Genomic DNA, 22,843 nt, shown 5'->3' on the forward strand with positions numbered 1-22,843 from the left:
CCGCCGCGCCGGCGTGAAACGCGCCCCGATTATCCTCATTCCATCGTCAGATGGCGATGGGTGCGAGCGCCCGAGGAGCGCCTAAGATAAGGGGATGACCGCCACCGCCTTGCTCTGCCGCCATCCCGCGAACACGGCCGGCCGCGACTTCGTCGTCGGCGACCTGCACGGCTGCGTCGACGTGCTGCGCGCGCTGCTGCACGACGTCCGCTTCGATCCTGCCCGCGACCGGCTGTTCTCGGTCGGCGATCTCGTCGACCGCGGCCCGGCCTCCGACACCGCGCTCGACCTGCTCGACCGACCATGGTGCCACGTCGTGCGCGGCAATCACGAGGAAGTGCTGAGCCTCGTCGCGCGCGGCAAGCTGCCGCCCGACGCGTGGCGCGGGATCGGCGGCGACTGGGGCGCCGACCTGCCGCCGGAACGGCTGCGCGCGCATGCGGCGCGCGTCGACGCACTGCCGCTCGTGCGCGTGATCGGCGACGGCCCGACGCGCTTCAACGTGCTGCACGCGGAATTCTTCGGCTCGGACGCGGATCTCGATGCCGGCAGCTATCCGCACGACGTGCGCGAGCGGCTGATCTGGGGCCGCGATCTCGTCCAGGGGCTCGCCGATCCGGCGGTGCAGGCCGGGCTGTCGCTGACCTGCACCGGACACACGCCGGTGCGTGAGCCGCAGCGGATCGGCGCGCAATGGTTCATCGACACGGGTGCGTTCGCGCCGGCCGGGCGGCTGACGCTCGCCGAGCCGCGCACCGGCCGCACCTGGTCGATGACGCAGGCCGAAGCGCGCGAGCGCCACGCGGGCGACTGGCCGCTGCCCTGATGCGCCGGCCGGCGCTTCGTCCCGCACGCGAACGCTAGCCGACCTGATTCAGTTCGAACACCGCATCGACGGCCGAGCCGTTCCAGTTGTATTCGAGATAGGCCGCATGCTGGCAGTCGCGCAGCAGCGTCGTGCGGAACGCGGCGAGACACTCGCCGCGCGGATCGCGCACCGACGGATAGACGATCCCCGCGCCGCCGGCATGGCGCACCGCGCGGCCGAACGCCTGCCCCGCGCCGTAGTCGACCGGGTCCAGCAACGCGGGGTCGCGCTGCGGCCACGTGCGCACGTCGACGACGTCGCCGTGCGCGAACACGGTATAGAGCCGCATCTGCTGGCGCATCGGCGGCTCCTTCGTCGCGGCGAGGAACAGGCCGCTGTGATAGCGCGTTTCGGCGATCGCCGTGTCGCGCGAGCGCGTGCAGTAGAACACGCCGTAGCTGCCGTCCGAAAAGCGGCTGCCCAGCGGATTCAGGTGCGTGAACGCGGCCATGATCGGCCCCCAGCCCTGCCCGTAGCGGCGCTCGGCCGGCGGCACGAGATCGAGCGTGCCGACTTCGTTGCGGATGCGGTCGTTGGTCAGCGATTCGAGCGCGTAGAGCGCGTCGAAATCGTCCGCCGATGCAACGCGGTCGAACAGGTTGATGGCCGGAAAACGGGTGGGAATCACGCGATAGGCTGGCGCCCAGTCGACGGTGGTCGTGGGCCACCGGGTGACTTCGATCGGTGTCGTCACGCCCAGCCACCCCGCATTGCGTCGAGATATTGCCGGACGGCCACCAGATCGCCGACGTTGCCGGCCAGCATCCGGTCGAGCGCGCGCTTGCCGCCGAACGGCGCCGCATCGTTGGGCCGCTTGACCCACGCATCGGCCGCGGCCGGTTGCGGCAGCAGGATCTGCAGCGCCTTGTAGATGCCGAGCAGCAGCGATAGCCGCTCGAGCGTATCGCGCGGCAGGCGTGCCGATTCCGGCGCGGCCTTCCACTTGAAGAACGTCGAGCGGCCAGGCGACCCAAGCAGCACGATCTGCTCGTCGATCGTCAGTTCCCAGTCGCGCGCAATGTTGAAAAACGCACGCAGGCCGGCCGCGGACATCTGCGCGACCGAAGCGTGCGGCACGGCGGAATGCGAATCGTACGCGGGCTGTGACATGATCGTTAGTCTCTAAATGAATTTACTAACAAGGTTAGTCCATTATCGTATTTTTGCAAGGGTCGCACCCATCGATCGTCACACCGATCCGCCAGATCGATATTTTTTGTCCATTCTGGACTCTTATTTTATTTTCTGCGTTAATGGCCGTGCGGACACCGCGTCACGGCGCGGGTCGCGTCCGTGGAGACCCTGTCGCACGGAAACCGGATGCCCCACGCCAAGGAACGCACCATGAAGAGACTGATTGCCGCCGTTTCGATCGCCCTGCTCGCGGTATCCGCAGGCCCCGCCGTCGCGAAGGACTGGACCACGATCCGCTTCGGCACCGACGCCAGCTACGCGCCGTTCGAGTCGAAGGCGCCGGACGGCAAGCTCGTCGGCTTCGACATCGACCTCGGCAACGAGATCTGCGCGCGCCTGAAAGCGAAATGCGTGTGGCTCGAGAACGATTTCGACGGGATGATTCCTGCATTGAAAGCGAAGAAGTTCGACGCGGTGCTGTCGTCGATGTCGATCACGCCGCAGCGCGCGCAGCAGATCGCCTTCACGACGAAGATCTACAACCAGCCGACGCGGCTCGTGGTGAAGAAGGGCTCGTCGCTGCTGCCGACCGCCGAATCGCTGAAGGGCAAATCGATCGGCGTCGAGCAGGGCACGACGCAGGAAACGTATGCGAAAGCGTACTGGGGCAAGCAAGGCGCGAACGTCGTGTCGTACCAGAACCAGGACGGCGTGTATGCCGACCTGATCGCCGGGCGCCTCGACGCGGCGCTCCAGGATGAAGTGCAGGCCGCGATCGGGTTCCTGAAATCGCCGCGCGGCGCGAACTACACGTTCGTCGGGCCCGAGCTCGTCGACGAAAAAGTGCTCGGCATCGGCGCCGGCATCGGCCTGCGTCAGCAGGACACCGACCTGAAGGCGAAGATCGATCGCGCGATCGCCGACATGGTCAAGGACGGCACCTACAAGCGACTCGCGTCGAAGTACTTCGACTTCGACATCTACGGCGGTTGAAAAACGGCGTCGCGCGCGTACGGGTACTGCTCCCGTCGCGCGCGTCCGACCGCCCCTCCCCTTCAACCGGATGGCAACGGCGGCGCGTGGTTCGCCGTTGCATCGAATGCCTGTCTTCCCGCATCGCGCGCAGCACGATGCGTCGACCATCGTTCGGATAACCGATCAATCGTTCGCGGAACAGATAGTCATGCGAACGGACCGCGTGCCGCTCGGGTCAATAGGCGAAGATCGGACGTCGCGGTATCGGCGCCCGCGTGCACATGCCCATGCGGATCGGATTCGCGTGCAGGAAAGTGCCGACCCGGCGCGGATGACCGGCAACCAGCCGGATCCGCCTCGCACCGGGCGCGGAGAGATGGCCTGTCGAGGCATGCCGGTCTGCCGCAAGCGCGACGTTCGAGCGGCGATGTCCCGAATCACTGCGATCGCGGCCTGCGGACCGCGGCGTGTGATGATCGATCATTTTTCTACCCCGTTTGCTGTCTGATGTTTGTTCCGGCAACCGGACGATGCCGATGCCCCGGCGATCGGGCGACGACGTTCCCTGCTCGCCGTGACGCGGCCGCTGCACCGCGCACGGCCGCCGCATCCCCGCGGACTGCATCCTGGCCGGCAGCGGCGGCTGTCGCCGCCCGACCGGACGGATCTCGCGCCGTCGACTCTCGCATGCCCTTCTTCGCAAGGACCGGGCCAGCGCTGCGCGAGCCCGGCAGGACAAGGCGGTGCCCGGACCGGCTGGCGGCTGGAACGGGCGTGGAATGCCGGAAGTTACGAAACTGAAACATCGGCGCCGCGGCACGCGCCGGCCGCGCAACGGCGGGGCCTTGCGGAATAAGGCTGAACAATGGAGCGCGGAATTTTTACCGGCGGCGGGCTGGCCGATCGGCCCGGTTCGCCGCGGAAATTCGCGTGGCGGCCAACGCGAAATGTTTCATGCGCTTTACATGCCGGCGGCGGCAACGCGCACCGCAGGTCGCTGCCGGACGCTGGACGCTACGACCGATCGCATGGCTATACTGCGACACCGCTCCACGCGACTTCACGCAAACGCCCGCCCACGATGATCCGCACCTTCCATGCCGCCGAGCGCGCGAGACTGATCCGCTTCGGCGTGTCGGGCCTGGGCTCGACCGCACTGCATGCGCTGATCGCCGCCGCGATGTTCGCGCTGTTCGACGCGACGCCCGTCGTCGCGAACGCGACTGCGTTCGTCTGTTCGACCGCGTTCTCGTATCTCGCCAACACGCTGTGGAGTTTTGCGTCGCCGGTGACATGGGGCAACTTCGTGCGCTTTCTCGCGGTCGCGATGGCCGGCCTCGCCGCGACGATGCTGCTGGCGCGCGGCACCGACGCGCTCGGGCTCGCCCGTGCATGGAGCATCGTCGCGGTCGTGCTGTGCGTGCCGCCCGTCACGTTCGTGCTGCACCGGCTGTGGACCTATCGGTGAGCCGCGCCACACGCATCGCACACGTCGCTCATCCGACCCGCTGATGCTCCGCGTCGCCCGACGGCGCGCCGTCGTGCCCGCCGCTGTCGCCGTTTCCGCCGTTGCCGCCGGTGTTGTCGTGATCGTTCAGCCCGTGCTCGATCATCATCCGGTAGAGCGTCACGCGTGAAATGCCGAGTTCGGCGGCGGCCTTGTTGATCCGGTGGTCGTTGCGCAGCAGCGCGTTCTCGATCGCGGTGCGCTCGGCCAGCGAGCGCGCCTGCTCGAGCGTCACCGGTTCGGTTTCCCCGGGCGTGTCGAGCCCGAGATCGTGCGGCGTCAGCAGCCGGCTCTCGGCCATCACGATCGCGCGCCGCACGCGGTTGATCAGCTCCCGCACGTTGCCGGGCCATTCGTAGCGCCGCATCGCGTCGAGCGCGGCCGACGTGAAGCCGCTGATCTTGCGGCCGCTGTCGGCCTTGAATTTCTGCAGCACGTAGTGCGCGAGGATGTCGATGTCCTTGCCGCGTGCGCGCAGCGGCGGCTCGTGGATGCGCAGCACGCACAGCCGGTGATAGAGATCCGCGCGGAAGCGCCCGGCCTCGACCGCGCCGTCGAGATCGACGTGCGTGGCCGAGATGATCCGAACGTCGACCGGAATCGATTCCTGCCCGCCGAGCCGCTCGATCTTGCCTTCCTGCAGGAAGCGCAGCAGGCTCGCCTGGCTTTCGACCGGCATGTCGCCGATCTCGTCGAGAAACAGCGTGCCGCCGTTCGCCGATTCGATCCGGCCCGCGCGCCGCTGGTTCGCGCCGGTGAACGCGCCGCGTTCATAGCCGAACAGCTCCGACTGCAGCAGGTGATGCGGGATCGCGCCGCAATTGATCGCGACGAACGGCCCCTTGCCGCGGCCGGAGCGCTCGTGAATCGCGAGCGCCGTCAGTTCCTTGCCGGTGCCCGATTCGCCCGAGATGAACACGCTCGCATCGGTCTTCGCGACCTTGCGGATCGTGCTGAACAGCTGCTGCATCGCCTCGCAGTTGCCGATCATCCCGTGTTCGCCGATCGACGCCGCATAGGCGGCGCCGTCGACGCGATCGAGCGCGGCCATCCCGCGCGCATGGCCGAGCACGTGCGAAATCCACTCGTACGGCAGCGGCAGCGTCACGTAATCGAAACAATAGCTGCGAATCAGTTCGCGCACGGCGGGGCCGATCGTGATGCCGGCCTGCGCGATGGAAATCCAGCCGATCGCCGGCTGGCTCAGGCACATCTTCAGCGCGGGATAGTCGCGCGACGTGAACCCGGTGAAATCGACCAGACCGGCGGCCACGCTCACGCCGGAGGTCATGTTCTGCGCGGCGCCGGCCGTCTTCGCGACCGCGATCTCCCAGCCGAGCCCGCGCAGTTGTGCGAGCAACGGCTCGTCGGGCGTGCGCATGATCACGAACAGCTTGCGTCCGGCCTCGGGAGCGGTGACGGACATGTCCGTCATCTCGGGCGCCGCCTGCCCGTTTGCGTCGGGTGACCTTGCAACCATCGTTGTTCCCCGCTTGGCGTTGGTATCGCGCGCCGGCTCACCGCCGCGTACGACGGACACGATCGAACCGACATATTGGCCGTATTTCCGTCCGAATAAAATCCCCCTGCGCATGAATCGCGCCGGAGGTAGACGTTGTCATGAACGGTATATCGATACGGCCGGCCTGCGGCTAGATGGGTGTTATCCCGGAGGCGGGCACGGCGCGCGACCGGAACGGACCGCCGCCGCGCGCGCACAGCCGCGCCGGTGCTGGCGCGCGGCGATTGCGTGCGACGCGGCGCACGCCGATCGGCGCGCCGGCGCATGCGCGTGCAACCGGTCGGCCGGGCAGGCGGGCGCCCGCGCAACCGGTTCCGGTTGATTTGCGTCAATCGTCGGAAGCAGTCAGATGATGCACGCACGCAACATGCGCGGCGCCCGCCGTACGGCGGGCGGCCGGGTCAGCGGCCCGATGCGAGCGGCGCCGGCGCGCTCGCGCGGCCGGTCGGCGTGCCGCCGTGCTGGCCATAGCTGGCGGCCAGCGCATCGACCCGCGCGAGATGGTGGCGATTGTCGTGATCCCACGGGTGGAAGCCCGGCCGGAAAAAGCTCAGCCATTCGCCGGCGATGCGCGGGAACAGCCCGCGGCGCGGCCCGTACAGGAACGCGATCACGCGCAGCAGGCCGCGCACGTGATGGCCGGCGCCGCGATCGCGCCACAGCAGCGTCACATGGATCAGGAACACGGTCGGCCAGAACGTCAGCGTCGTCAGCAGATACACGCCGATGCGGACCAGGTAACGGCGCAGCCCCGGCTTCATCGCGGCATTCCACACGTCGAACGACACGGCCTTGTGCTCGGTCTCCTCCAGCGCGTGCCACAGCCACATCTGCCGGTAGCCTTCGACCGAACCGGCCAGGCGCGTCGGGTCGCCCAGCAGCCAGTCGGCGAGCATCGCCGTGTAGTGCTCGGCCGCCACCGTGTGCGCGAGCTGCACCGAATGCGGCAGCTTGCGCTTCATGTAGCCGAGCACCGTCCACACGCGCTTGTCGAGCTTGCGCGCGGGCAGCCGGTTCGCCTGCATCAGCTCGTTGTATTCGACGTGCTCGCGCGTGTGCATCGCCTCCTGGCCGATGAAGCCGAGCACCTGCTGCTTCAGCACCGGATCGTCGATCCGGTCGCGGTAATTGCGCACCGAATCCATGAAGAAGCGCTCGCCGGCCGGAAACAGCAGCGACAGCGCGTTGAAGAAATGGGTCACGTGCGACCCGAGGCCATGCCAGTCCTTCGCGCGTTCGACCGGCAGGTCGAAACGCAGATCGCGACGCACCGGCATGATCCCGGCTGCGGTGGCGGAAGCGGCTGACTTCATGTTCATCTTTCTCCTGGTGCGGAGCCGCCCGGCGCATCGTCCGACGCGGCCGGCGCAAGCCCGGGCGGCCCATCGCGCGCCGCCAAATCATGACATCGACAGATGTAAAGATAGGCCGCACGCGCCGGCGCACGCAAGCCGCGCGGTAGATGCGCGCTTCCAAACAGGGCACGGTCGGAAAGGTGGGAAAAACGGCGCTCGAACGGCGCCTGGGCCCGGTGCGATTCGAACGCGCGGACGCGCGGGCGAGCGAGATGCCAGGCCCGATACGGCGCGTCGCTATCGGGCCGCAAGCCCCGTGTGGCGGCCATTTCGCCGCCTCTGGCGCCGGTCGTGCAACCCGCGGCAACGCATGCCGGTCCCATCGATTCATACGCGCAGCACACTGCCGTGGTGCAACCTCGGCGCCGCGACGCGCGAAAAATTCAAACGCGCGTTCCAATGGCGTTTCGGGCGATCCCGCGCGCGGCGCTCCGCCGCGCCTGGCGACACGCTTGCCGACACGCGCACGGCGGCGCGAGATCCGCACGTGCCGGCCCGCTGCGCGCTCGCCTACAATAGCGGTTTTACGTCACGCTCTTTCAGGAGAAATCATGTCCGTCATCACGACCGAATCGGGCCTCAAGTACGAAGACCTGACCGAAGGTACCGGCGCGGAAGCGCAAGCCGGCAAGACCGTCAGCGTCCACTACACGGGCTGGCTGACCGACGGTCAGAAATTCGATTCGAGCAAGGATCGTAACGACCCGTTCGCGTTCGTGCTGGGCGGCGGCATGGTCATCAAGGGCTGGGACGAAGGCGTGCAGGGCATGAAGGTCGGCGGCGTGCGTCGCCTGACGATCCCGCCGCAACTCGGCTACGGCCCGCGCGGCGCAGGCGGCGTGATTCCGCCGAATGCGACGCTCGTGTTCGAAGTCGAACTGCTCGACGTCTGAGCGCGCATCCGGCCGTTTTCTTCCCGATGGAACGCATCGCCTCCCCCGCCATCGCGCTGCGCCGCTACGCCACGTGCGAAGCGTCGGATGTGCACGACTTTCACCAGGTCGTGCTCGGCGTCGATGGCGCGATGGTGATGGCGGTGGACGGAATCGGCCGGCGCATCGACCGGCACGCGGCCTGGCTGATTCCGGCCGGCGCGCGCCACGACTACGCGGGCCTCGGCGACAATCGCCAGCTCGTGATCGACCTGCCCGCCGCGTCGCTCGCGGTACCACAGCGGCTGTTCGACCATGCGCGCGCCGTGTCGATCGACCCGGCGCTCACGTCGCTCGTCGCGCAAGTCGCGGCGGCGGCCGTGCAACACGATGCGCCGGCCGGCGACGCACGGCAGGCCGCCGCGCACCGTTTCCAGTGGCAGGCCGCCGCGCGCCTGTGCGACGCGCTGCTCGACGATGCAGGCATCGCCGCGCCCGCGTCGGGCCTCGATTTCGCGCGCATCGACCGCTGGCTGCGCGCGCGGCTCGCCGAGCCGCTGCGCATCGCCGATCTCGCCGCGCACTGCGGCTACGGGATGCGCCGGTTTCATCAACTGTTCGTCGACGCGTTCGGCGAAACGCCGCATCGCTACCTGCAGCGGCTGCGGCTCGACGCCGCGGTCGTACTGCTCGCCGACGGCCGGCATTCGCTCGTCGACATCGCGGGCAGCGTCGGCTTCGCCGATCAAAGCACGTTCACGCATGCGTTCACGAAGCGCTTCGGCGTCGCGCCGGGGCGCTGGCGCGGCGAACGGCACTGAACGCATCGGCCTCACCGAATACGTAACGACGCACGTAGCAGGCAGCACGCGTCGGCATGCGTATCGACGCTTCACGTCCCGCTGAAACATCGCGTGTCCGTCGCCGCCTACGTTGGACGCATGGATGCGCCCCCACCGTCCCCCGCTTTCCCGCCTGCGCCCACGCGCGTCGTCGCCACCGCCGGCATCGGGTTCGTCGTCACGCAGCTCGACGTGACGATCGTCAATATCGCGCGCGCATTTCGCCGCCGACCTTGAATCAGGTCGTCACGCCAACGACAGGACGTCTTCCTGAAGCGACTCGCGGAGCCGGCCGGGCCGGGCCGCGCCCGTGCTTCCGCGCCGAATGCCATCCGACGGTACAACCCTCGCACATGACGCTCACCGCCGTGCCGCACCGGCCTCTTCATCGATCTTCCTGACGACCGTGTCGGCCGCCTTCACGGGCCGGCCGTCGTCGTGCCGCAGCGCGAGCTTGCGGATCGTGCGCCCGGTGCCGCGGTCGACCAGCACCGAATGCGGCTCGCCGCGCGCGAACAGGTTGGCCTCGCCCCACTGCCGCAGCATCACGATGACCGGAAACAGCCCCTCGCCCTTTTTGGTCAGCACGTATTCCTGATACGCGGTGCCGTCGGAGGCCGGCACGACGTCGAACACGCCGGCGTCCACCAGCCGCTTCAGCCGGTCGGACAGGATGTTGCTCGCGACGCCGAGGCTCGCGCGGAAATCGCCGAAGCGGCGCACGCCGTCGAACGCATCGCGCACGATCAGCAACGCCCAGCGATCGCCGACGATATCGGTCGCGCGCGCCACCGGGCACGGCGAATCCGCAAGACTTTTCTGCCTGGCCATCTTCCTCTCCGCAATCGCGCCGGCCGCCTTCGCGGGCATGCCGGCCATCCGTGCACGGGCCTTCGGCCCGCCACCCAACAAGTTGCATTTTAAAACCACTTTCCCTACACTCCAAACAAGTTTCAAATTGCAACTACATTGCGTGAGGCAACCATGGAGTCGTCCTGCCGTTCCGGCACCGTTGCATCGAACGCGCGAACCGATGCGGTCCATCCGGCCGATGGCGGCCGCCTGTCGTCGGCGCGTGTCGCGCTGCTCGCCGTCTGCTGCGCGGCGAGCGTCGCGAACGTCTACTACGCGCAGCCGCTGCTCGATTCGATCGCACGGGATTTCGGCGTGTCGCAGGCCGCCGTCGGCGGCGTCATCACCGCGACGCAGCTCGGCTGCGCGCTCGCGCTGCTGTTCGTCGTGCCGCTCGGCGACCTGCTGGACCGCAAGCGCCTGATCGCCGTGCAGCTTCTGCTGCTGGCCGCGGCCTGCATCGGCGTGGCCGCCGCGTCGACACGCGTCGCGCTGGTGGCGGGAATGGCCGCCGTCGGATTGCTCGGCACCGCGATGACGCAAGGGCTGATCGCGTGCTCGGCCGCCCTCGCCGGGGCGGGCGAACGCGGGCGCGTCGTGGGCGCCGCGCAGGGCGGCGTCGTGGTCGGATTGCTCGCCGCGCGCTCGGTCGCGGGCGTCGTCACCGACATCGCCGGGTGGCGGGCCGTCTATCTCGTATCGGGTGCGCTCGCGATCGCGATGCTGATCGCGCTGTCGCGGCTGCTGCCCGACATGCGCGAGCCGCGCGAACGCATCGGTTACGCGGCGCTGCTGCGCTCGATGGTGTCGCTGCTGCGCGAAGAACGCGTGCTGCGCGTGCGCGGCGCGATCGCGCTGCTGATGTTCGCGGCGTTCAGCATCTTCTGGAGCGCGCTCGTGCTGCCGCTGAGCGCGCCGCCGCACGCGATGTCGCACACGCAGATCGGCGCGTTCGGCCTCGTCGGCGCGCTGGGCGCGGCGGCGGCCGCCCGCGCGGGCCGGCTCGCGGATCTCGGGCACGGCGAAACGACGACCGGCGCCGCACTCGCGCTGCTCGCGTGCGCGTGGCTGCCGCTCGCATTCGGCAATACGTCGATTGCGCTGCTGATCGTCGGCATCGTGCTGCTCGACGTCGGCGGACAGGCCGTGCACGTCGTCAACCAGAGCATGATTCTCGGCGCGCGGCCCGACGCGCAGGCGCGTCTCGTCGGCTGCTACATGCTGTTCTATTCCGTTGGCAGCGGGCTCGGTGCGATCGCGGCGACGATGATGTATGCGCGCGCCGGCTGGACGGGCGTCTGCGTGCTCGGTGCAGGAGTGAGCGTGGCCGCGCTCGGCGTATGGGTTGCGACGCTGCGGCGCGCATGATGCGTGCCGGTCGGGCGGATGGAACGGGAAAAGCCGGCACGCCCCGGGCGGGCGGCCGGCACGCGAACCGGCCACGCACGCGCGCCGGTCGGGCTTTCGATCTGGCGCGCCGGGTGCGCGCCGCGGGCGTTCAGCCGGCCGCCTGAATCGCCTCTTCGTAGACGCCGGCCACGCGTCGCGCGATCACCGCGTTGTCGAAATGATCGCGCGCATAGCGCTTGCACGCGGCCTCGTCGGGCAGCGCGATCGCGCCCGACAGCACACCGCCGAGCCCTTCGGCGATCGCGTCCGCGCCCGTCGACGGCAGCACGAGATCGTTCGACAGCCCCGCGACCGCCTCCGGCAGCCCGCCGACCGGCGTGACCAGCACCGGCGTGCCGGATGCCAGCGATTCGACGGTGATCAGCCCGAAGCCCTCGAGCGCGACCGTCGGCACGACGCTGACCGTCGCCGCGCGGTACAGCGCCGCGAGATGATGGTCGGGCACGAAGCCGAGCAGCTTCACGTTGTCCTGCAGCCCGGCTTCGTCGATGCGCTGCTGCAGTTCCTCGCCGATCTTGCCCTTGCCGGCGATCAGCAGCAGCACGTCCGGGTGACGGCGCTTGACGAGGCCGATCGCGTCGATCAGGTCCTCGAGCCCCATGCGCCGTACGAGCCGGCGCACGGCCAGCACGATCGGCCGGTCCTGCGGCAGTTGCAGCTTGTGCCGCGCCTCGGCCGGCGTGAGCGGCGTGTCGAACTGCGCGGTATCGACGCAGCCGGGAATCACGCGCACGCGGGACGGATCGATCCCGTAGCGGTGCGTCAGGATCTGGCCGAATGCCTGCGACAGCACGATCAGCCGCGACGAGCGCGTATAGACGGCCTGTTCGAGATAGCGCTTCGCGCGCTGCCCGAGCGACGCGGCGCCCTCGACCTGGCTTTCGTCGGCCCACGGCCCCTGGAAGTGCGACACCTGCGGAATCCCGCGCGTCACGTCGAGGCCGGGGAACGTGTACAGCGCGAAGTGCGACGAAATCACGTCCGGCCGCGCGCTGCGGATTTCGTCGCGCAGCGCGCGCCGCGCGGCGAGCATCCGGCGCGCGAGCGGCTGCGATGCCGGCCCGAAGCCCTGGATCGCGCCGCCCGTGTCGTCGGCGACCTTCGGCGAGCCGGCAACGAGCCCGCGCACCTCGACGCCCGCGCCGGGCAGCGCGCCGACGAGCGAGTAGTACATCCGGTCGAGGCCGCCCGCGCGTTCGGGGAACCAGTGCATGCCGATCTGCAACGATTTGATCGGCCGGGAGGATTGGGACATCACGGTTGCTCCTGCGTGATTGCATGCTCGACCCGCTCGAACGCGGACGGCTGCGTGGGTTGGCCGATGCGCCGGTAAAGCGCGACGTACTGGGCGCCCATGTGCGCCCAGCCGAAACGGGTCATCAGTTCGCGGGCCGCGTCGCCCATCGCGCGGCAGGTGTCGCGCGACGCCGCGAGCGCGCCGATCGCCTGCGCGAGCGCGGCCGGATCGTCCGGATCCTCCAGCACGATCCCGCATTCGCGCGTGATGATTTCCGCGCCGCCCGCCGTGCGCGCGGTGACGACCGGCAGCCCGGCCGCCATCGCCTCCAGCAGCGACAGGCTCATCGCTTCGTAGCGCGACGGAAAGACGTACGCGTCGACCGAGCGCATCAGCGTCGGCATGTTCTTCACGAGCCCGAGGAAATGCACGCGCGAATCGATGCCGAGCGCACGCGCCTCTTCCGGATACGGGCTGCCGGGCAAGTAGCCGGCCACCGCCAGATGCACGTTCGCGGGCAGCTTCGTCAGCGCCTTCAGCACGGTGCCGAGGTTCTTGCGCGGCGTGCGCAGGTCGCCGACGAACAGCAGCAGGAACGCGTCGTCCGGCAGCTTGAACGCCGCACGGTCGGCCTGCGCGCCCGCGAACGCGCTGCCGTCGACGCCGTTGTAGATCACGCTGATCTTGCGGCTGTCGATGCCGAGCCCGGCGATCTCGTCGGCCACCTTCTGCGACACGGCGGTGATCGCGCGCGAACGCTTGTACGCCCAGCGCTCGAGCACGGTATTCACACGCGTATAGACGTACTGGTAGGCCGACCACAGCCCCTTGGTGGGCCCGAACGGATAGTACGGACTCTTGAACCAGCCGCCGTGCACGAAGTGCGCGGTATTCACGTCGGCCTTGATCCACGAGATGAAGCCGTTCACGTGAAGCACGTCGTATTCGCTACGATGCGCGCGCAGCCACGCCGCGCTTTTCAGCGCGAACACCTGCTGCTTGACGAGATTCGACGGCCAGAAGCCGCCGACCTTCACCGGCACCCAGCGCACGCGCGGGTCGGCCAGCAGCTCGGGCGCGACATGCGACGCGACCAGCGTGACCTCGTAGTGTTCGGCCAGCGCCGCGCGCGCGATTTCGTAATTGACGCGGCCCTGCCCGTCGTTATGTCGCACGACGTGCGTGACGATCGCGATTCTCAATGGTCGCCTCCCCGTGAACGCGCGGCGGCCAGCAGGCGTTGCGCCTTCTGCCAGTGCGCCGCGGCAAGTATCGAAAAAATGGCTGTGAACATCAGCAGGCCGCCGGTGCCGATCAGCGAGTTCGTGAACACGAGCATCGCGAAGGTCGACAGGCACAGGCTCAGGCACGCGCCGACGAACTTGTCCTGGCGCAGCTTGAACGCCGCGCGCAGCGTGCGGCCGAACAGCATCACGACGCCGGCGAGATACAGCAGCGTGCCGGGCCAGCCGAGCACGAACGGCACGTTCATCACGCCGCTGTCGAAGCTGCCGTACTTGCCGAGCTCGCCGCTGTCGCTCGACAGCTTCGTGGACGCGCCGGTCGCGCCCATCCCTTCGCCGGCGACGTCGGTGAACGCCGTCTGCGCGAAGGTCGCGTAGAACTTGTTGCGGTCGTCGTAGCTGCGGTCGTCCTTCAGGTTCGTGATCGACTGCAGGCGCGCGCCGAGCCGGTCGGCCACCGGCCCGACGGTCAGCAGCGGCACGCACAGCCCGACCAGCACGACGCCGCTGATCAGGATCCGCATCCGCACGCGGTTGCTCGATTGCACGAGCTGGATCGCGAGCGCGATCACCCAGCCGCCCCAGGTCGAGCGCACGAGGCACAGCGCGAACGACACGAAACCGGCCGCCCCCGCGAACCAGCGGATCTTCTGCGGCGCGACCAGCACGAACACCAGCGCGCCCATCATCGCGAACGCGAACGGCCCCGACGAATTCATCGTGCTGAACACGCGCACGCCGTACGGCACCGGCTCGCCCTGCGAGCCCATCTGCGAGCCGACCATCCACAACACGTCCCACTGCGGCATCACGAAGTACTGCACGACGCCGTACACGCCCATCACGAGCATGCCCCACATGAAAGTGGACAGCAGCACGTCGCGATACTCCGGATAGTTGCGCGCGTTCACCATGATGTGAAAGCCGATCAGGATCGGGTACAGCCAGTTCGCGAGGTCGTAGGTCGCGGCCATCACGCCGCTCGACACGATCCCGACCAGGTACGCATACACGAGCCCGAACAGGATCAGCAGCACCGGAATCCCGCGCCGCTGCGCGAGCACGCGGTAATGCCGGATGAGCCCCAGGCCGGCGATCATCGTCACCGCGAGCGGCGCGACCTGGATCAGGCTCGTCGGCGTGAACGCGCCCTTCGACCAGTCGGCCAGACGCCGCACTTCCGGGCTCAGGAACCACACCCACCACATGAAGCCGATATAGCGCGCCGGGCTCTTGAAATACAGCCAGATGCCGACCCCGATGGCCAGCACCGGGAACGCGAGCGTCAGCACCTTGCCCTGGTGGATCGCGATCAGCGCGGCGGTCAACGTCCACAGCCCGGCCTGCCCGGCCCAGTGCCTCGGCTCGGCGAACCAGCTGCGGGCGCGCGACGGCGCGCGTTCGGCGACAATCGTACTCATCGATGCGCGCTCACTGCGACGAAGGGTGCGAATCGGCGAGCGGCATCGCGACGCCGGCCGCCGCGGGCGTGCGGCGCCGGCGCAGCATGTCGCGCGTGATCCGTACGTGCTGCTCGGCGAACGCCTGCGTGGTCAGGTCGCGCTCGCGCAGGCAAGCGGCGGCGGCCCGCGCGCAGTCGAGCGCCGCCGCCGGATCGGCGACGAAGCGGTCCGCGGCCTGGCGCATCGCCTGCGCGTCGAACGCCGGCACATACGCGGCCGTATCGTGCGGGAAGTAGTCGCTCAGGCCGCCCACGTCGGACACGATCATCGGCTTGCCGACGGCCGCCGCCTCGAGCATCACGGTGATGCCCGACGCGTGGAAATTCGGCCGCAGCGGCACGACGATCACGTCGGCCCACGCGTATAGCTCGTGCTGCTTCGCGAGCCCCGACGCCGCGCCGATCTTCACGTTCGGCGCGTGCCATTCGCGCGGCACGCGGCGGCGCGTCGCGAGCCGCACGTCGTAGCGTTCGTCGCCGCCGAACGCGGCGAGGAACGTGCGCCAGTCGCGGTCGCGGTCGTTGCCGATCGCGGCGATCCGCAGCGGCCGGTTCGGCTGCCACTGCCGCGGCTCGACCGGCGGGAAATCCTGCGTATTCAGCCCGTAATAGACGAACTCGGCTTCGCGCCCCAGGTAGCGGCGGCACAGGTCGGCGTTGTCGCGGGCGAGCGTGGTCAGCACGTCGGCGCGCGCGAGCAGCTTGCGGTACAGCCAGCGGCGCGGGCCGCCGAAGCTGCCCCACTTGTCGAACAGCCACACGCTCTGCGCGAGCAGCAGCGGGCGCTTGCCCTGCGCGCCGGCGAGCTTGAGGATCAGCGCGGCGGCCAGATGCTCCTGCTCGGTGTGCGTCCAGATCACGTCGCTCGCGAGCAGCGCCGCGCGGTTGCGCCACGCATGCACGACGTCGAAGCCGAGCGCCGCCTTCAGCGCGCGGCGCGCAACGCTCACGACGCGGTTCTCGCGGACGTCCTGCGAATAGGTCAGCCGGAATTCGTCGGATTCGGCGTGGTGATAGCCGTACAGGCAGCCGATGTCGTCGCCTTTCCGATAGGTACGCGGATCGGCGCCGTAGAACAAATGGACGTGAACGTTCGTTGCAGCCTTCGTGGTCATGCGAGCCCTCCGGGCATGGCCGCGCGCGAGGCGCGCGGGCCGTTCAAGACGTCACCGGCGGCATCGCCGCACGATGGGGGGCAAGGTTGGTGCGACGCGCATCGCGCGCGCCGCGGCGCACCGCGCGCCAGTGCGCGAGCACGCGGGCGCGCCGCGCGGTCGGCAGCGCGAGCAGCACGTGCGCGAAGCCCGGATAGACGCGCGTGCCGACCAGCGTCCACCACCACCACGCGATCTCGCGCCGCAGCGGCGGCAGATGCTCGCGCAGCGTCAGTTGCAGGTTGTACGCGCCGTTGCTGATCGCGTTCAGCGACGCCGCATCGCGCCGGTCATCGTCGAAGCGCTCGGCCGGGAAATGGTCGACGGCGATCGCCGGGTCGTACAGCAGCGTCCAGCCCGCGCGCTGCACTTCCATGCTGAACGCCATGTCGTTGTGCACCTGCGCGCCCGCGCCGCGCAGCCGCGTGTCGAAGCGCAGCCGTTCGATCGCCGCGCGGCGGTAGCTCATGTTCGCGCCTTTCAGCATGTCGACTGCACGCGCGCCGCCGACGCCGAGGTGATGATTGCCGATGATCTTGCCCGACAGCGTGAGCTGACCGACCAGCTCGCGCGATTCGTCGAGCAGGCGGCCCTTCTCGTGCACCCAGTCGCGGCCGCCGACCGCGCCCACGCGCGGGTCGGACAGGAACGCGGCTTCGATGCGCGTGAGCCAGTCGGGATGCGGCGCCGCATCGTCGTCGGTGATCGCGACGATGTCGCCGTTCACCGAGTCGAGCCCCTTGTTCAGCGCGGCGACCTGCCCCGCCACCTCCACCGGCACGATGCGCAGCGGCAGCGCGCCGCCGACCGCCGGATCGGCGAGCCGTTCGTGCGTGGCGTCGTCCTCCGGGCGCGCGACGACGATCACCTCGTCGGGCAGCCGCTGCTGCCGCTGCAGCGCCAGCAGGCAGCGCGCGAGGTCGGCGGGACGCCGATAGGTCGGAACGAGCACGGAAATTTTCATCAAGGATTCTCCAGTCGGCCGGGCAGGCGCCGCTCGCGCCGGCCCGGTGTCGTGAAATGCGATCAAGCGCTCAGGTATTCGTGCACGGCCGCATAGCCGCGGCCGTAGCCACGCGCCTTCGGCGGCACGCCGTTGAAGATTCCGCCTTCCAGGTCGACCCCCGCGGTGCGCAGACGCTTGATCGCATCGGCGATCTCGCCTTCGGTATGCATGCCCGAGCGCAACACGAGGAACGTCGAGCCGGCCATGCGGCCGATGATGGTCGCGTCGGTCACCGCCAGCACCGGCGGCGAATCGATCAGCACGACGTCGTAGCGCTTGCCGAGCCCCTCGAGGTATTGCGGCAGGCGCGTCGACATCAGCAGCTCCGACGGGTTCGGCGGACGCGTGCCGGCCGCGATGAACGACAGGCCCTGCACCGGCGTCTCGCGGACCGCTTCCTCGAGCGGCGCCTGATCGCTCAGCAGCTCGGACAGGCCCGGCTGCACGGTCAGCCCGAAGTAGCGGTCGAGCATCCCGCGACGCATGTCGGCGTCGATCAGCAGCACGCGCTTGCCCGAATGCGCGAGCAGCACCGCGAGGTTGACCGTCAAAAAGCTCTTGCCGATGCCCGGCGTCGGCCCGGTCAGCACGATCACGCGGTTCTTCGCGTCCATCATCGCGAACTGCATCGCGGTGCGCAGGCTGCGCATGCTTTCGACGCTCAGGTCCTTCGGGCGCAGGCTCGCGAGGATCGGCCGCGCACGGCTGCCGCCCTTCTCCGCGGCCGCGTCGAGCTTCACCTGCTCGGCGCTTTGCGGCACCAGCCCGTACAGCGGCAGGTTGAACGTGCGTTCGATGCGGTCCGGATCCTCGATGCCCTGGAACAGGTTGCGACGCAGGAACACGACGCCCGTGCCGAGGATCAGCCCGAGGAACACGGCGGCCGACAGGATCAGCACCTTCTTCGGCTTGACCGGCGCGCCGGGACGCAGCGCCGAATCGATGAGGTGGATGTTGCCGCCCGTGCCGGCCTTCTGCACCGACAGCTCCTGCACGCGGTTCAGCAGCAGCACGTAGATGTCCTCGGCGACCTTCGCGTCGCGCTGCAGCTGGACGGCCTTCACCTCGGTCGCCGGCAGGCTGCGGAAGCGGTTGCTGAACTTGTCCTTCTCGCCCTGCAGCTCCGCGAGCTGCTGCTTCGCGGCGATCACCATCGGGTGCGAATCGGTGAAGCGCTGCGCGAGCGACGCGAGCTGCAGGCGCTGCGCGGCGATCTGCTGTTCGTACTGCACGCTGCCCTGGAGGTAGACCTTCGCCTCGTCGCTCGCGTTGATCGAGCCCGACGTGCGCTGGTATTGCGTGAGCGCGGCTTCCGCGCGTTCGAGGTCGGCCTTCAGGCGCGGCTCCTCGCCCTTCAGGAAGTCGAGCATCTTGGTCGCCTCCGCCTGCTTCGCGACCACGTGCTGGTTCAGGTACGACTGCGCGAGCGCGTTCGCGATCGCGGCGGTCTGGTCCGGGTCCTTGCCTTCCAGCGAAATCTGCACGACGCCCGTCTGCTTGCCCTGCTCGCTCACCTGGATCCCTGCCTGGAAGCCGCTGATCGCGTCGAGATCGTTGTAGCGCACGACCGTGAATTGCGTGCCGGGGCGCGCGACGAGCTTCCGCACGAGCAGCGTCACGCCGCCGCCCTGCGCCGATTCGCCGACGCGGCCGGCCAGCAGCCGCGTGCCGTTCTCGTCGACCAGCGAATAGGTGCCGTTCGGACCGGCCGTCAGCGTCAGCTTCTTGCCTTCGAGCGCCGGCACGACGCTGATCGAATCGACGTCGGCGAGTTCGCCGCCCCACGCGTACGACTTCAGGCCGAGCCACGGCCGCGACGGCTCACCGGGCGTCGCGAGGCGCGCGGCGAGGCTGCCGAGCACCGGCAGCGTCTTCGGCGCGACCGAGAAGTTCAGCTTGAACTGTTCGACGACCGGCGTGACGACGCCGCGGCTCTTGATGATCTCGATTTCCGCATCGGTCGGCGCCTGCTGCGGGCCGCTGTTGATCGACGCGCCCGTCTGCGTCTGCGTGAGCGCCTGCGACGTGTTGTCGTTGCCCTCGACCCGCACGTGCACGTCCGCCTGGTAGACCGGCTTCGCGATGAAGCAGTAGAGGCCGGCGAGCGCGACGACCGTCACCGCGATGCCGAGCAGCAGCCAGATGTCGTCCATGATGACCTGGAGCAACTGGCCGAGAACGACGTCCTCTTCCTCGGTCTTCGCGGTCAGGTCCGCGTAGGAGTGTTTCGCTTGCGTGTTCACCATTCGTTCCCGCTTGAGTGGTGCCGGGGGGCGGACGCCGCCCCGGCGGGCTATCAGCGCGTGATTTGCCGCATGTAGAAGATCGTCTGGATCGTCGGCAGCACCTGCTGCAGCACACGGTTGAACTGCACCGAGCCGGCCGTGCTGACGTAGACGACGTCGAGCGGCTGAAGCGGGAAGCGACTCGACAGCATCAGCGCATCGGGCTGCGTCATGTCGAGACGGAACACTTCAGGCTTCGTCGGGTTGTCGCGCATCCCGCGCATCACGTAGATCTTGCGCGGGTTCGCGTCGGTGTCGAGAATCCCGCCGCCCGCGGTCAGCGCGTCGGCGATGGTCAGCCTGCCCTTGAGCATCGGCACCGTGACCGGCGTCTTGACCTCGCCCATGATGAACACGCGGCTGTCGCTGCGATCCGGCACGTTGACGATGTCGCCCGGCTGCAGCATCACGTTTTGCTTCACCTCGCCGCGATCGAGCACGCCGTTCGCGTCGAGCGTGTACAGCTTGCCGTCGCGCGTCAGGCGCACGCGCTGCAGGTCGGCCTCGGCGGTCGAGCCGCCGGAGCGCGAGATCGCGTCGACGAGCGTGAGCGGCACGTCGCTCACCGCGAGCGGGCCCGGCTGCTTCACCTCGCCCGTCACCTGCACCTTCTGGCTGCGGAACGACAGCACGCGCACGTCGAGCTGCGGATTCTTCACGTAGCGCGCAAGGCTGGACGCCATCTCGTCGCGGATCTGCCCGACCGTCTTGCCCGCCACGCGAATCCGGCCGACGAACGGGAAGAAGATCGTGCCGTCGGCGGCGACCGTCTGGCCGTACGGATCGGCCTGGCCCGGCAACGCGGTCGTATACGGCTGCTGCAACGCGCCCGCGACCGATTGCGTCGTGTTGCCGCCGCTCGAGAACGACTGGCCCTGCGGCGTCGTCAGCTCCGGGTGGTCCCACACGGTGACGCCGAGGATGTCCTGCGGGCCGACGCGATACGTGTACTGCGACGGATCGGTATAGCGCCCGGGCGGCAGCGGATGATCGACCTGCGCTTTCTGCAGCTGGTCCATCACCACTTTGGCGTCGATGTAATGAACCGGATAGGTTTCGGCCGCTTCCTGCCGGCCTTCGTCCTTCAGGTTCGACGAGTCGAGGTAGTTGCCGGGCGCGGTTGCACAGGCTGACAGGAAAGTCGTCAGCGCGACGGCAAGCGCCACCGGGCGCATCGGGCGTTTCAGCATAGTTTCTGTAGCCATCCTTGAACCAGACGTTCGATCAGTGAGTAGCTCTCGCGGTAGTCGGCCTCGGGGCCGCCGTGCGGGTCCGCGATCTCGGCCCCCTCCCACTTGCCGAGCAGGTGAACCTTGCCGCGCGCGAACGGATCGACCGCTTCGACGGCCGCGATCTGCCGGCGCTCGCTGACGAGAATCAGGTCGGCGTCGCGCACGATCCGGCGCGACAGCCGCCGCGAGCGATGAGTCGTCGCATCGACGCCCCGCTCGGCCAGCAGTTGCCGCATCACCGGATCGATGCCGTCGCCGTCGTTCGCGTGGACGCCGGCCGAATGGAACGTCGGGCGCGGGCCGCCGCGCGACGCGGCGTGCGACTTGAACAGCATTTCCGCCGCCGGGCTGCGGCAGACGTTCGCGTGGCAGACGATCAGGATGTTCCGGAACATGGCGTCTCGTAACGAGTGACGAAAAACGGGTTACGCGCTGGCGCGCGCGGCGCCCGGCACGCGCGCGGCGACGGCCTGGCGCGAGCCCGGCCGGCCGATCGGGTGGTACTCGATGCCCTGCTCGCTCATCGTCTCCGGCTCGTACAGGTTGCGGCCGTCGAAGATCACGGGCGCCTTCCACAGCCGGCCGAGCGCGACGAAGTCGGGGCTCTTGAACGCCTTCCATTCGGTGACGATCACGAGCGCGTCGGCGTCGCGCGCGGCCTGCGCCTCGTCGTCGACGAAGGAGAGGCGCTCGAGCCAGCTCGGGTGATCGGCGAGATCGAGCGCGATCACGCGGCGCGCTTCCTGCTGCGCGACCGGGTCGTAGGCGGCGACGCGCGCGCCGCGCGACAGCAGTTCGGCGATCAGCTCGCGGCTCGGCGCCTCGCGCATGTCGTCGGTGTTCGGCTTGAACGCGAGGCCCCACAGCGCGAACGTGCGGCCGCTCAGGTCCTCGCCGAAACGCGCGACGATCTTGTCGGCGAGCACGCGCTTTTGCGTCGCGTTGACCGACGACACGGCCTTCAGGATCTGCAGCGACTGGCCGTGCTCGTCGGCCGTGCGGATCAGCGCCTCGACGTCCTTCGGGAAGCACGAGCCGCCGTAGCCGCAGCCGGCGTACAGGAAGTGGTAGCCGATGCGCGGATCGGAGCCGATCCCGCGGCGCACGGCCTCGATGTCCGCGCCGAAGCGGTCGGCGAGGTTCGCCAGTTCGTTCATGAACGAGATGCGCGTCGCGAGCATCGCGTTCGCCGCGTATTTCGTGAACTCGGCCGAGCGCACGTCCATGTACAGCGTGCGCTCGTGATTGCGGTTGAACGGCGCATAGAGCTTCTTCATCAGCTCGCGCGCGCGCTCGCCCGGCACGTCGTCGTCGCAGCCGATCACGATGCGGTCCGGTCGCGTGAAATCGTCGACGGCCGCGCCTTCCTTCAGGAATTCCGGATTCGACACGACCGAGAACATCGGGGCGTCGCCGCCGCGCTTCGCGAGCTCCTCGGCCACGGCCGCGCGCACGCGCTCGGCCGTGCCGACCGGCACCGTCGACTTGTCGACGATCACCTTGAAGCCGGTCATGTATCGGCCGATGTTGCGCGCCGCCGCGAGCACGTATTGCAGGTCGGCCGAGCCGTCCTCGTCGGGCGGCGTGCCGACCGCGATGAACTGCACGTCGCCGTGCGCGACCGCGGCCTCGATGTCGGTCGAGAAGCGCAGGCGGCCGGCCGAGCGGTTGCGCGCGATGACTTCCTTCAGGCCCGGCTCGTGGATCGGCACGCCGCCCTCGTTCAGGATGTCGATCTTTGCCTGGTCGACGTCGAGACAGAACACGTCGTGCCCGATGTCGGCGAGACAGGCGCCGGTGACAAGCCCTACGTAACCGCTGCCGATGATAGTCAGATTCATGATGTGTCGGACCCCTTGACCAATGATTCGAAATTCGGAAAACCG

At 68.8% G+C, this 22,843-nt stretch carries 22 protein-coding genes; 7 read left to right on the forward strand and 15 right to left on the reverse strand.

The window, feature by feature from the left end; genetic code table 11:
* The first annotated feature begins 94 nt into the window (after positions 1 to 94).
* Positions 95 to 826, forward strand: a complete 732-nt coding sequence (locus A9Z05_RS13675; protein WP_069618536.1) for a metallophosphoesterase — start codon at positions 95 to 97, stop codon at positions 824 to 826.
* Between the two features lie 34 nt (positions 827 to 860).
* Here the strand turns inward: A9Z05_RS13675 and A9Z05_RS13680 are convergent, their stop codons facing one another.
* Positions 861 to 1,562 carry an RES family NAD+ phosphorylase gene (locus tag A9Z05_RS13680; protein WP_069618537.1) on the reverse strand — a complete coding sequence of 234 codons (702 nt, stop codon included), beginning with the start codon at positions 1,560 to 1,562 and terminating at the stop codon, positions 861 to 863.
* Positions 1,559 to 1,978 carry an MbcA/ParS/Xre antitoxin family protein gene (locus A9Z05_RS13685; RefSeq protein ID WP_069618538.1) on the reverse strand — a complete coding sequence of 140 codons (420 nt, stop codon included), beginning with the start codon at positions 1,976 to 1,978 and terminating at the stop codon, positions 1,559 to 1,561. Before A9Z05_RS13685 ends, A9Z05_RS13680 begins: the two co-directional genes overlap by 4 nt.
* 234 nt (positions 1,979 to 2,212) lie before the next feature.
* Here A9Z05_RS13685 and A9Z05_RS13690 point away from each other — a divergent pair, with 234 nt between their 5' ends.
* Positions 2,213 to 2,995 (forward strand): ABC transporter substrate-binding protein, encoded by a 783-nt coding sequence (locus A9Z05_RS13690; RefSeq protein ID WP_069618539.1) that lies wholly within the window; start codon positions 2,213 to 2,215, stop codon positions 2,993 to 2,995.
* Positions 2,996 to 3,212: 217 nt separating this feature from the next.
* On the opposite strand, the gene A9Z05_RS34665 is transcribed toward A9Z05_RS13690, so the two are convergent.
* On the reverse strand, positions 3,213 to 3,461 hold the full coding sequence (locus A9Z05_RS34665) for a hypothetical protein (RefSeq protein WP_084044237.1): 249 nt from the start codon (positions 3,459 to 3,461) through the stop codon (positions 3,213 to 3,215).
* 597 nt (positions 3,462 to 4,058) lie between these two features.
* Between A9Z05_RS34665 and A9Z05_RS13695 the strand changes: the two genes are divergently transcribed.
* A complete protein-coding gene (locus A9Z05_RS13695) occupies positions 4,059 to 4,445 on the forward strand; it encodes a GtrA family protein (protein WP_069618540.1) in 387 nt (128 codons plus the stop codon).
* A 28-nt stretch (positions 4,446 to 4,473) separates the two neighbouring features.
* On the opposite strand, the gene A9Z05_RS13700 is transcribed toward A9Z05_RS13695, so the two are convergent.
* Together A9Z05_RS13700 and A9Z05_RS13705 are read right to left on the reverse strand one after the other, a co-directional pair.
* Positions 4,474 to 5,964, reverse strand: a complete 1,491-nt coding sequence (locus A9Z05_RS13700; protein ID WP_069618541.1) for a sigma-54 dependent transcriptional regulator — start codon at positions 5,962 to 5,964, stop codon at positions 4,474 to 4,476.
* Between the two features lie 443 nt (positions 5,965 to 6,407).
* Positions 6,408 to 7,319: a metal-dependent hydrolase gene (locus tag A9Z05_RS13705; RefSeq protein ID WP_069618672.1), complete on the reverse strand. Its 912-nt coding sequence runs from the start codon at positions 7,317 to 7,319 to the stop codon at positions 6,408 to 6,410.
* Positions 7,320 to 7,912: 593 nt separating this feature from the next.
* Here A9Z05_RS13705 and A9Z05_RS13710 point away from each other — a divergent pair.
* From A9Z05_RS13710 to A9Z05_RS36915, 3 genes are all read left to right on the forward strand, one after another.
* Positions 7,913 to 8,254, forward strand: a complete 342-nt coding sequence (locus A9Z05_RS13710) for an FKBP-type peptidyl-prolyl cis-trans isomerase (RefSeq protein ID WP_006479474.1) — start codon at positions 7,913 to 7,915, stop codon at positions 8,252 to 8,254.
* Between the two features lie 26 nt (positions 8,255 to 8,280).
* Entirely contained in the window at positions 8,281 to 9,054 is a 774-nt protein-coding gene (locus A9Z05_RS13715; protein WP_069618542.1) for an AraC family transcriptional regulator, read from the forward strand.
* 93 nt (positions 9,055 to 9,147) lie between these two features.
* Positions 9,148 to 9,312: a hypothetical protein gene (locus tag A9Z05_RS36915; RefSeq protein WP_176730197.1), complete on the forward strand. Its 165-nt coding sequence runs from the start codon at positions 9,148 to 9,150 to the stop codon at positions 9,310 to 9,312.
* Positions 9,313 to 9,435: 123 nt separating this feature from the next.
* On the opposite strand, the gene A9Z05_RS13720 is transcribed toward A9Z05_RS36915, so the two are convergent.
* A complete protein-coding gene (locus tag A9Z05_RS13720; protein ID WP_176730203.1) occupies positions 9,436 to 9,906 on the reverse strand; it encodes a helix-turn-helix domain-containing protein in 471 nt (156 codons plus the stop codon).
* 153 nt (positions 9,907 to 10,059) lie between these two features.
* Here A9Z05_RS13720 and A9Z05_RS13725 point away from each other — a divergent pair, with 153 nt between their 5' ends.
* Complete coding sequence (locus tag A9Z05_RS13725) at positions 10,060 to 11,295, forward strand: MFS transporter (protein WP_069618544.1); 1,236 nt, start codon at positions 10,060 to 10,062, stop codon at positions 11,293 to 11,295.
* A gap of 130 nt (positions 11,296 to 11,425) precedes the next feature.
* Here the strand turns inward: A9Z05_RS13725 and A9Z05_RS13730 are convergent, their stop codons facing one another.
* The 9 genes from A9Z05_RS13730 to A9Z05_RS13770 all read right to left on the reverse strand — a co-directional run bounded on the left by A9Z05_RS13730 (position 11,426) and on the right by A9Z05_RS13770 (position 22,798).
* Positions 11,426 to 12,592 (reverse strand): glycosyltransferase family 4 protein, encoded by a 1,167-nt coding sequence (locus tag A9Z05_RS13730; RefSeq protein ID WP_069618545.1) that lies wholly within the window; start codon positions 12,590 to 12,592, stop codon positions 11,426 to 11,428.
* On the reverse strand, positions 12,592 to 13,776 hold the full coding sequence (locus A9Z05_RS13735; protein ID WP_069618546.1) for a glycosyltransferase family 4 protein: 1,185 nt from the start codon (positions 13,774 to 13,776) through the stop codon (positions 12,592 to 12,594). Before A9Z05_RS13735 ends, A9Z05_RS13730 begins: the two co-directional genes overlap by 1 nt.
* On the reverse strand, positions 13,773 to 15,239 hold the full coding sequence (locus A9Z05_RS13740) for an O-antigen ligase (RefSeq protein ID WP_069618547.1): 1,467 nt from the start codon (positions 15,237 to 15,239) through the stop codon (positions 13,773 to 13,775). Before A9Z05_RS13740 ends, A9Z05_RS13735 begins: the two co-directional genes overlap by 4 nt.
* A 10-nt stretch (positions 15,240 to 15,249) precedes the next feature.
* On the reverse strand, positions 15,250 to 16,395 hold the full coding sequence (locus A9Z05_RS13745) for a glycosyltransferase family 4 protein (protein ID WP_069618548.1): 1,146 nt from the start codon (positions 16,393 to 16,395) through the stop codon (positions 15,250 to 15,252).
* Positions 16,396 to 16,438: 43 nt separating this feature from the next.
* Positions 16,439 to 17,398, reverse strand: coding sequence for a glycosyltransferase family 2 protein (locus tag A9Z05_RS13750; protein WP_069618549.1), 960 nt, complete (start codon positions 17,396 to 17,398; stop codon positions 16,439 to 16,441).
* A 62-nt stretch (positions 17,399 to 17,460) separates the two neighbouring features.
* Entirely contained in the window at positions 17,461 to 19,686 is a 2,226-nt protein-coding gene (locus tag A9Z05_RS13755) for a polysaccharide biosynthesis tyrosine autokinase (RefSeq protein ID WP_069618550.1), read from the reverse strand.
* A gap of 50 nt (positions 19,687 to 19,736) precedes the next feature.
* Positions 19,737 to 20,915, reverse strand: a complete 1,179-nt coding sequence (locus A9Z05_RS13760) for a polysaccharide biosynthesis/export family protein (RefSeq protein WP_069618551.1) — start codon at positions 20,913 to 20,915, stop codon at positions 19,737 to 19,739.
* Positions 20,909 to 21,352 (reverse strand): low molecular weight protein-tyrosine-phosphatase, encoded by a 444-nt coding sequence (locus tag A9Z05_RS13765; RefSeq protein WP_006482944.1) that lies wholly within the window; start codon positions 21,350 to 21,352, stop codon positions 20,909 to 20,911. The genes A9Z05_RS13760 and A9Z05_RS13765 overlap by 7 nt, the downstream gene beginning before the upstream one ends.
* A 30-nt stretch (positions 21,353 to 21,382) precedes the next feature.
* Positions 21,383 to 22,798 (reverse strand): UDP-glucose/GDP-mannose dehydrogenase family protein, encoded by a 1,416-nt coding sequence (locus tag A9Z05_RS13770; protein WP_069618552.1) that lies wholly within the window; start codon positions 22,796 to 22,798, stop codon positions 21,383 to 21,385.
* Positions 22,799 to 22,843: the final 45 nt, after the last annotated feature.

It is taken from the genome of Burkholderia sp. A2, from assembly GCF_001729305.1.
GTDB classification, from domain to species: Bacteria; Pseudomonadota; Gammaproteobacteria; order Burkholderiales; family Burkholderiaceae; genus Burkholderia; species Burkholderia sola.

What these genes read in the sequence shown, in the direction of transcription:
- A9Z05_RS13725 (WP_069618544.1), top strand. Translation starts at nt 10,060, where the DNA reads ATGGAGTCGTCCTGCCGTTCCGGCACCGTTGCATCGAACGCGCGAACC.
- A9Z05_RS13700 (WP_069618541.1), bottom strand. Translation starts at nt 5,964, where the DNA reads ATGGTTGCAAGGTCACCCGACGCAAACGGGCAGGCGGCGCCCGAGATG.
- A9Z05_RS13715 (WP_069618542.1), top strand. Translation starts at nt 8,281, where the DNA reads ATGGAACGCATCGCCTCCCCCGCCATCGCGCTGCGCCGCTACGCCACG.
- A9Z05_RS13760 (WP_069618551.1), bottom strand. Translation starts at nt 20,915, where the DNA reads ATGCTGAAACGCCCGATGCGCCCGGTGGCGCTTGCCGTCGCGCTGACG.
- A9Z05_RS13755 (WP_069618550.1), bottom strand. Translation starts at nt 19,686, where the DNA reads ATGGTGAACACGCAAGCGAAACACTCCTACGCGGACCTGACCGCGAAG.
- A9Z05_RS13675 (WP_069618536.1), top strand. Translation starts at nt 95, where the DNA reads ATGACCGCCACCGCCTTGCTCTGCCGCCATCCCGCGAACACGGCCGGC.
- A9Z05_RS13720 (WP_176730203.1), bottom strand. Translation starts at nt 9,906, where the DNA reads ATGGCCAGGCAGAAAAGTCTTGCGGATTCGCCGTGCCCGGTGGCGCGC.
- A9Z05_RS13705 (WP_069618672.1), bottom strand. Translation starts at nt 7,319, where the DNA reads ATGAAGTCAGCCGCTTCCGCCACCGCAGCCGGGATCATGCCGGTGCGT.
- A9Z05_RS13740 (WP_069618547.1), bottom strand. Translation starts at nt 15,239, where the DNA reads ATGAGTACGATTGTCGCCGAACGCGCGCCGTCGCGCGCCCGCAGCTGG.
- A9Z05_RS34665 (WP_084044237.1), bottom strand. Translation starts at nt 3,461, where the DNA reads ATGATCGATCATCACACGCCGCGGTCCGCAGGCCGCGATCGCAGTGAT.
- A9Z05_RS13765 (WP_006482944.1), bottom strand. Translation starts at nt 21,352, where the DNA reads ATGTTCCGGAACATCCTGATCGTCTGCCACGCGAACGTCTGCCGCAGC.
- A9Z05_RS13770 (WP_069618552.1), bottom strand. Translation starts at nt 22,798, where the DNA reads ATGAATCTGACTATCATCGGCAGCGGTTACGTAGGGCTTGTCACCGGC.
- A9Z05_RS13695 (WP_069618540.1), top strand. Translation starts at nt 4,059, where the DNA reads ATGATCCGCACCTTCCATGCCGCCGAGCGCGCGAGACTGATCCGCTTC.
- A9Z05_RS13685 (WP_069618538.1), bottom strand. Translation starts at nt 1,978, where the DNA reads ATGTCACAGCCCGCGTACGATTCGCATTCCGCCGTGCCGCACGCTTCG.
- A9Z05_RS13710 (WP_006479474.1), top strand. Translation starts at nt 7,913, where the DNA reads ATGTCCGTCATCACGACCGAATCGGGCCTCAAGTACGAAGACCTGACC.
- A9Z05_RS13730 (WP_069618545.1), bottom strand. Translation starts at nt 12,592, where the DNA reads ATGTCCCAATCCTCCCGGCCGATCAAATCGTTGCAGATCGGCATGCAC.
- A9Z05_RS13745 (WP_069618548.1), bottom strand. Translation starts at nt 16,395, where the DNA reads ATGACCACGAAGGCTGCAACGAACGTTCACGTCCATTTGTTCTACGGC.
- A9Z05_RS13690 (WP_069618539.1), top strand. Translation starts at nt 2,213, where the DNA reads ATGAAGAGACTGATTGCCGCCGTTTCGATCGCCCTGCTCGCGGTATCC.
- A9Z05_RS13750 (WP_069618549.1), bottom strand. Translation starts at nt 17,398, where the DNA reads ATGAAAATTTCCGTGCTCGTTCCGACCTATCGGCGTCCCGCCGACCTC.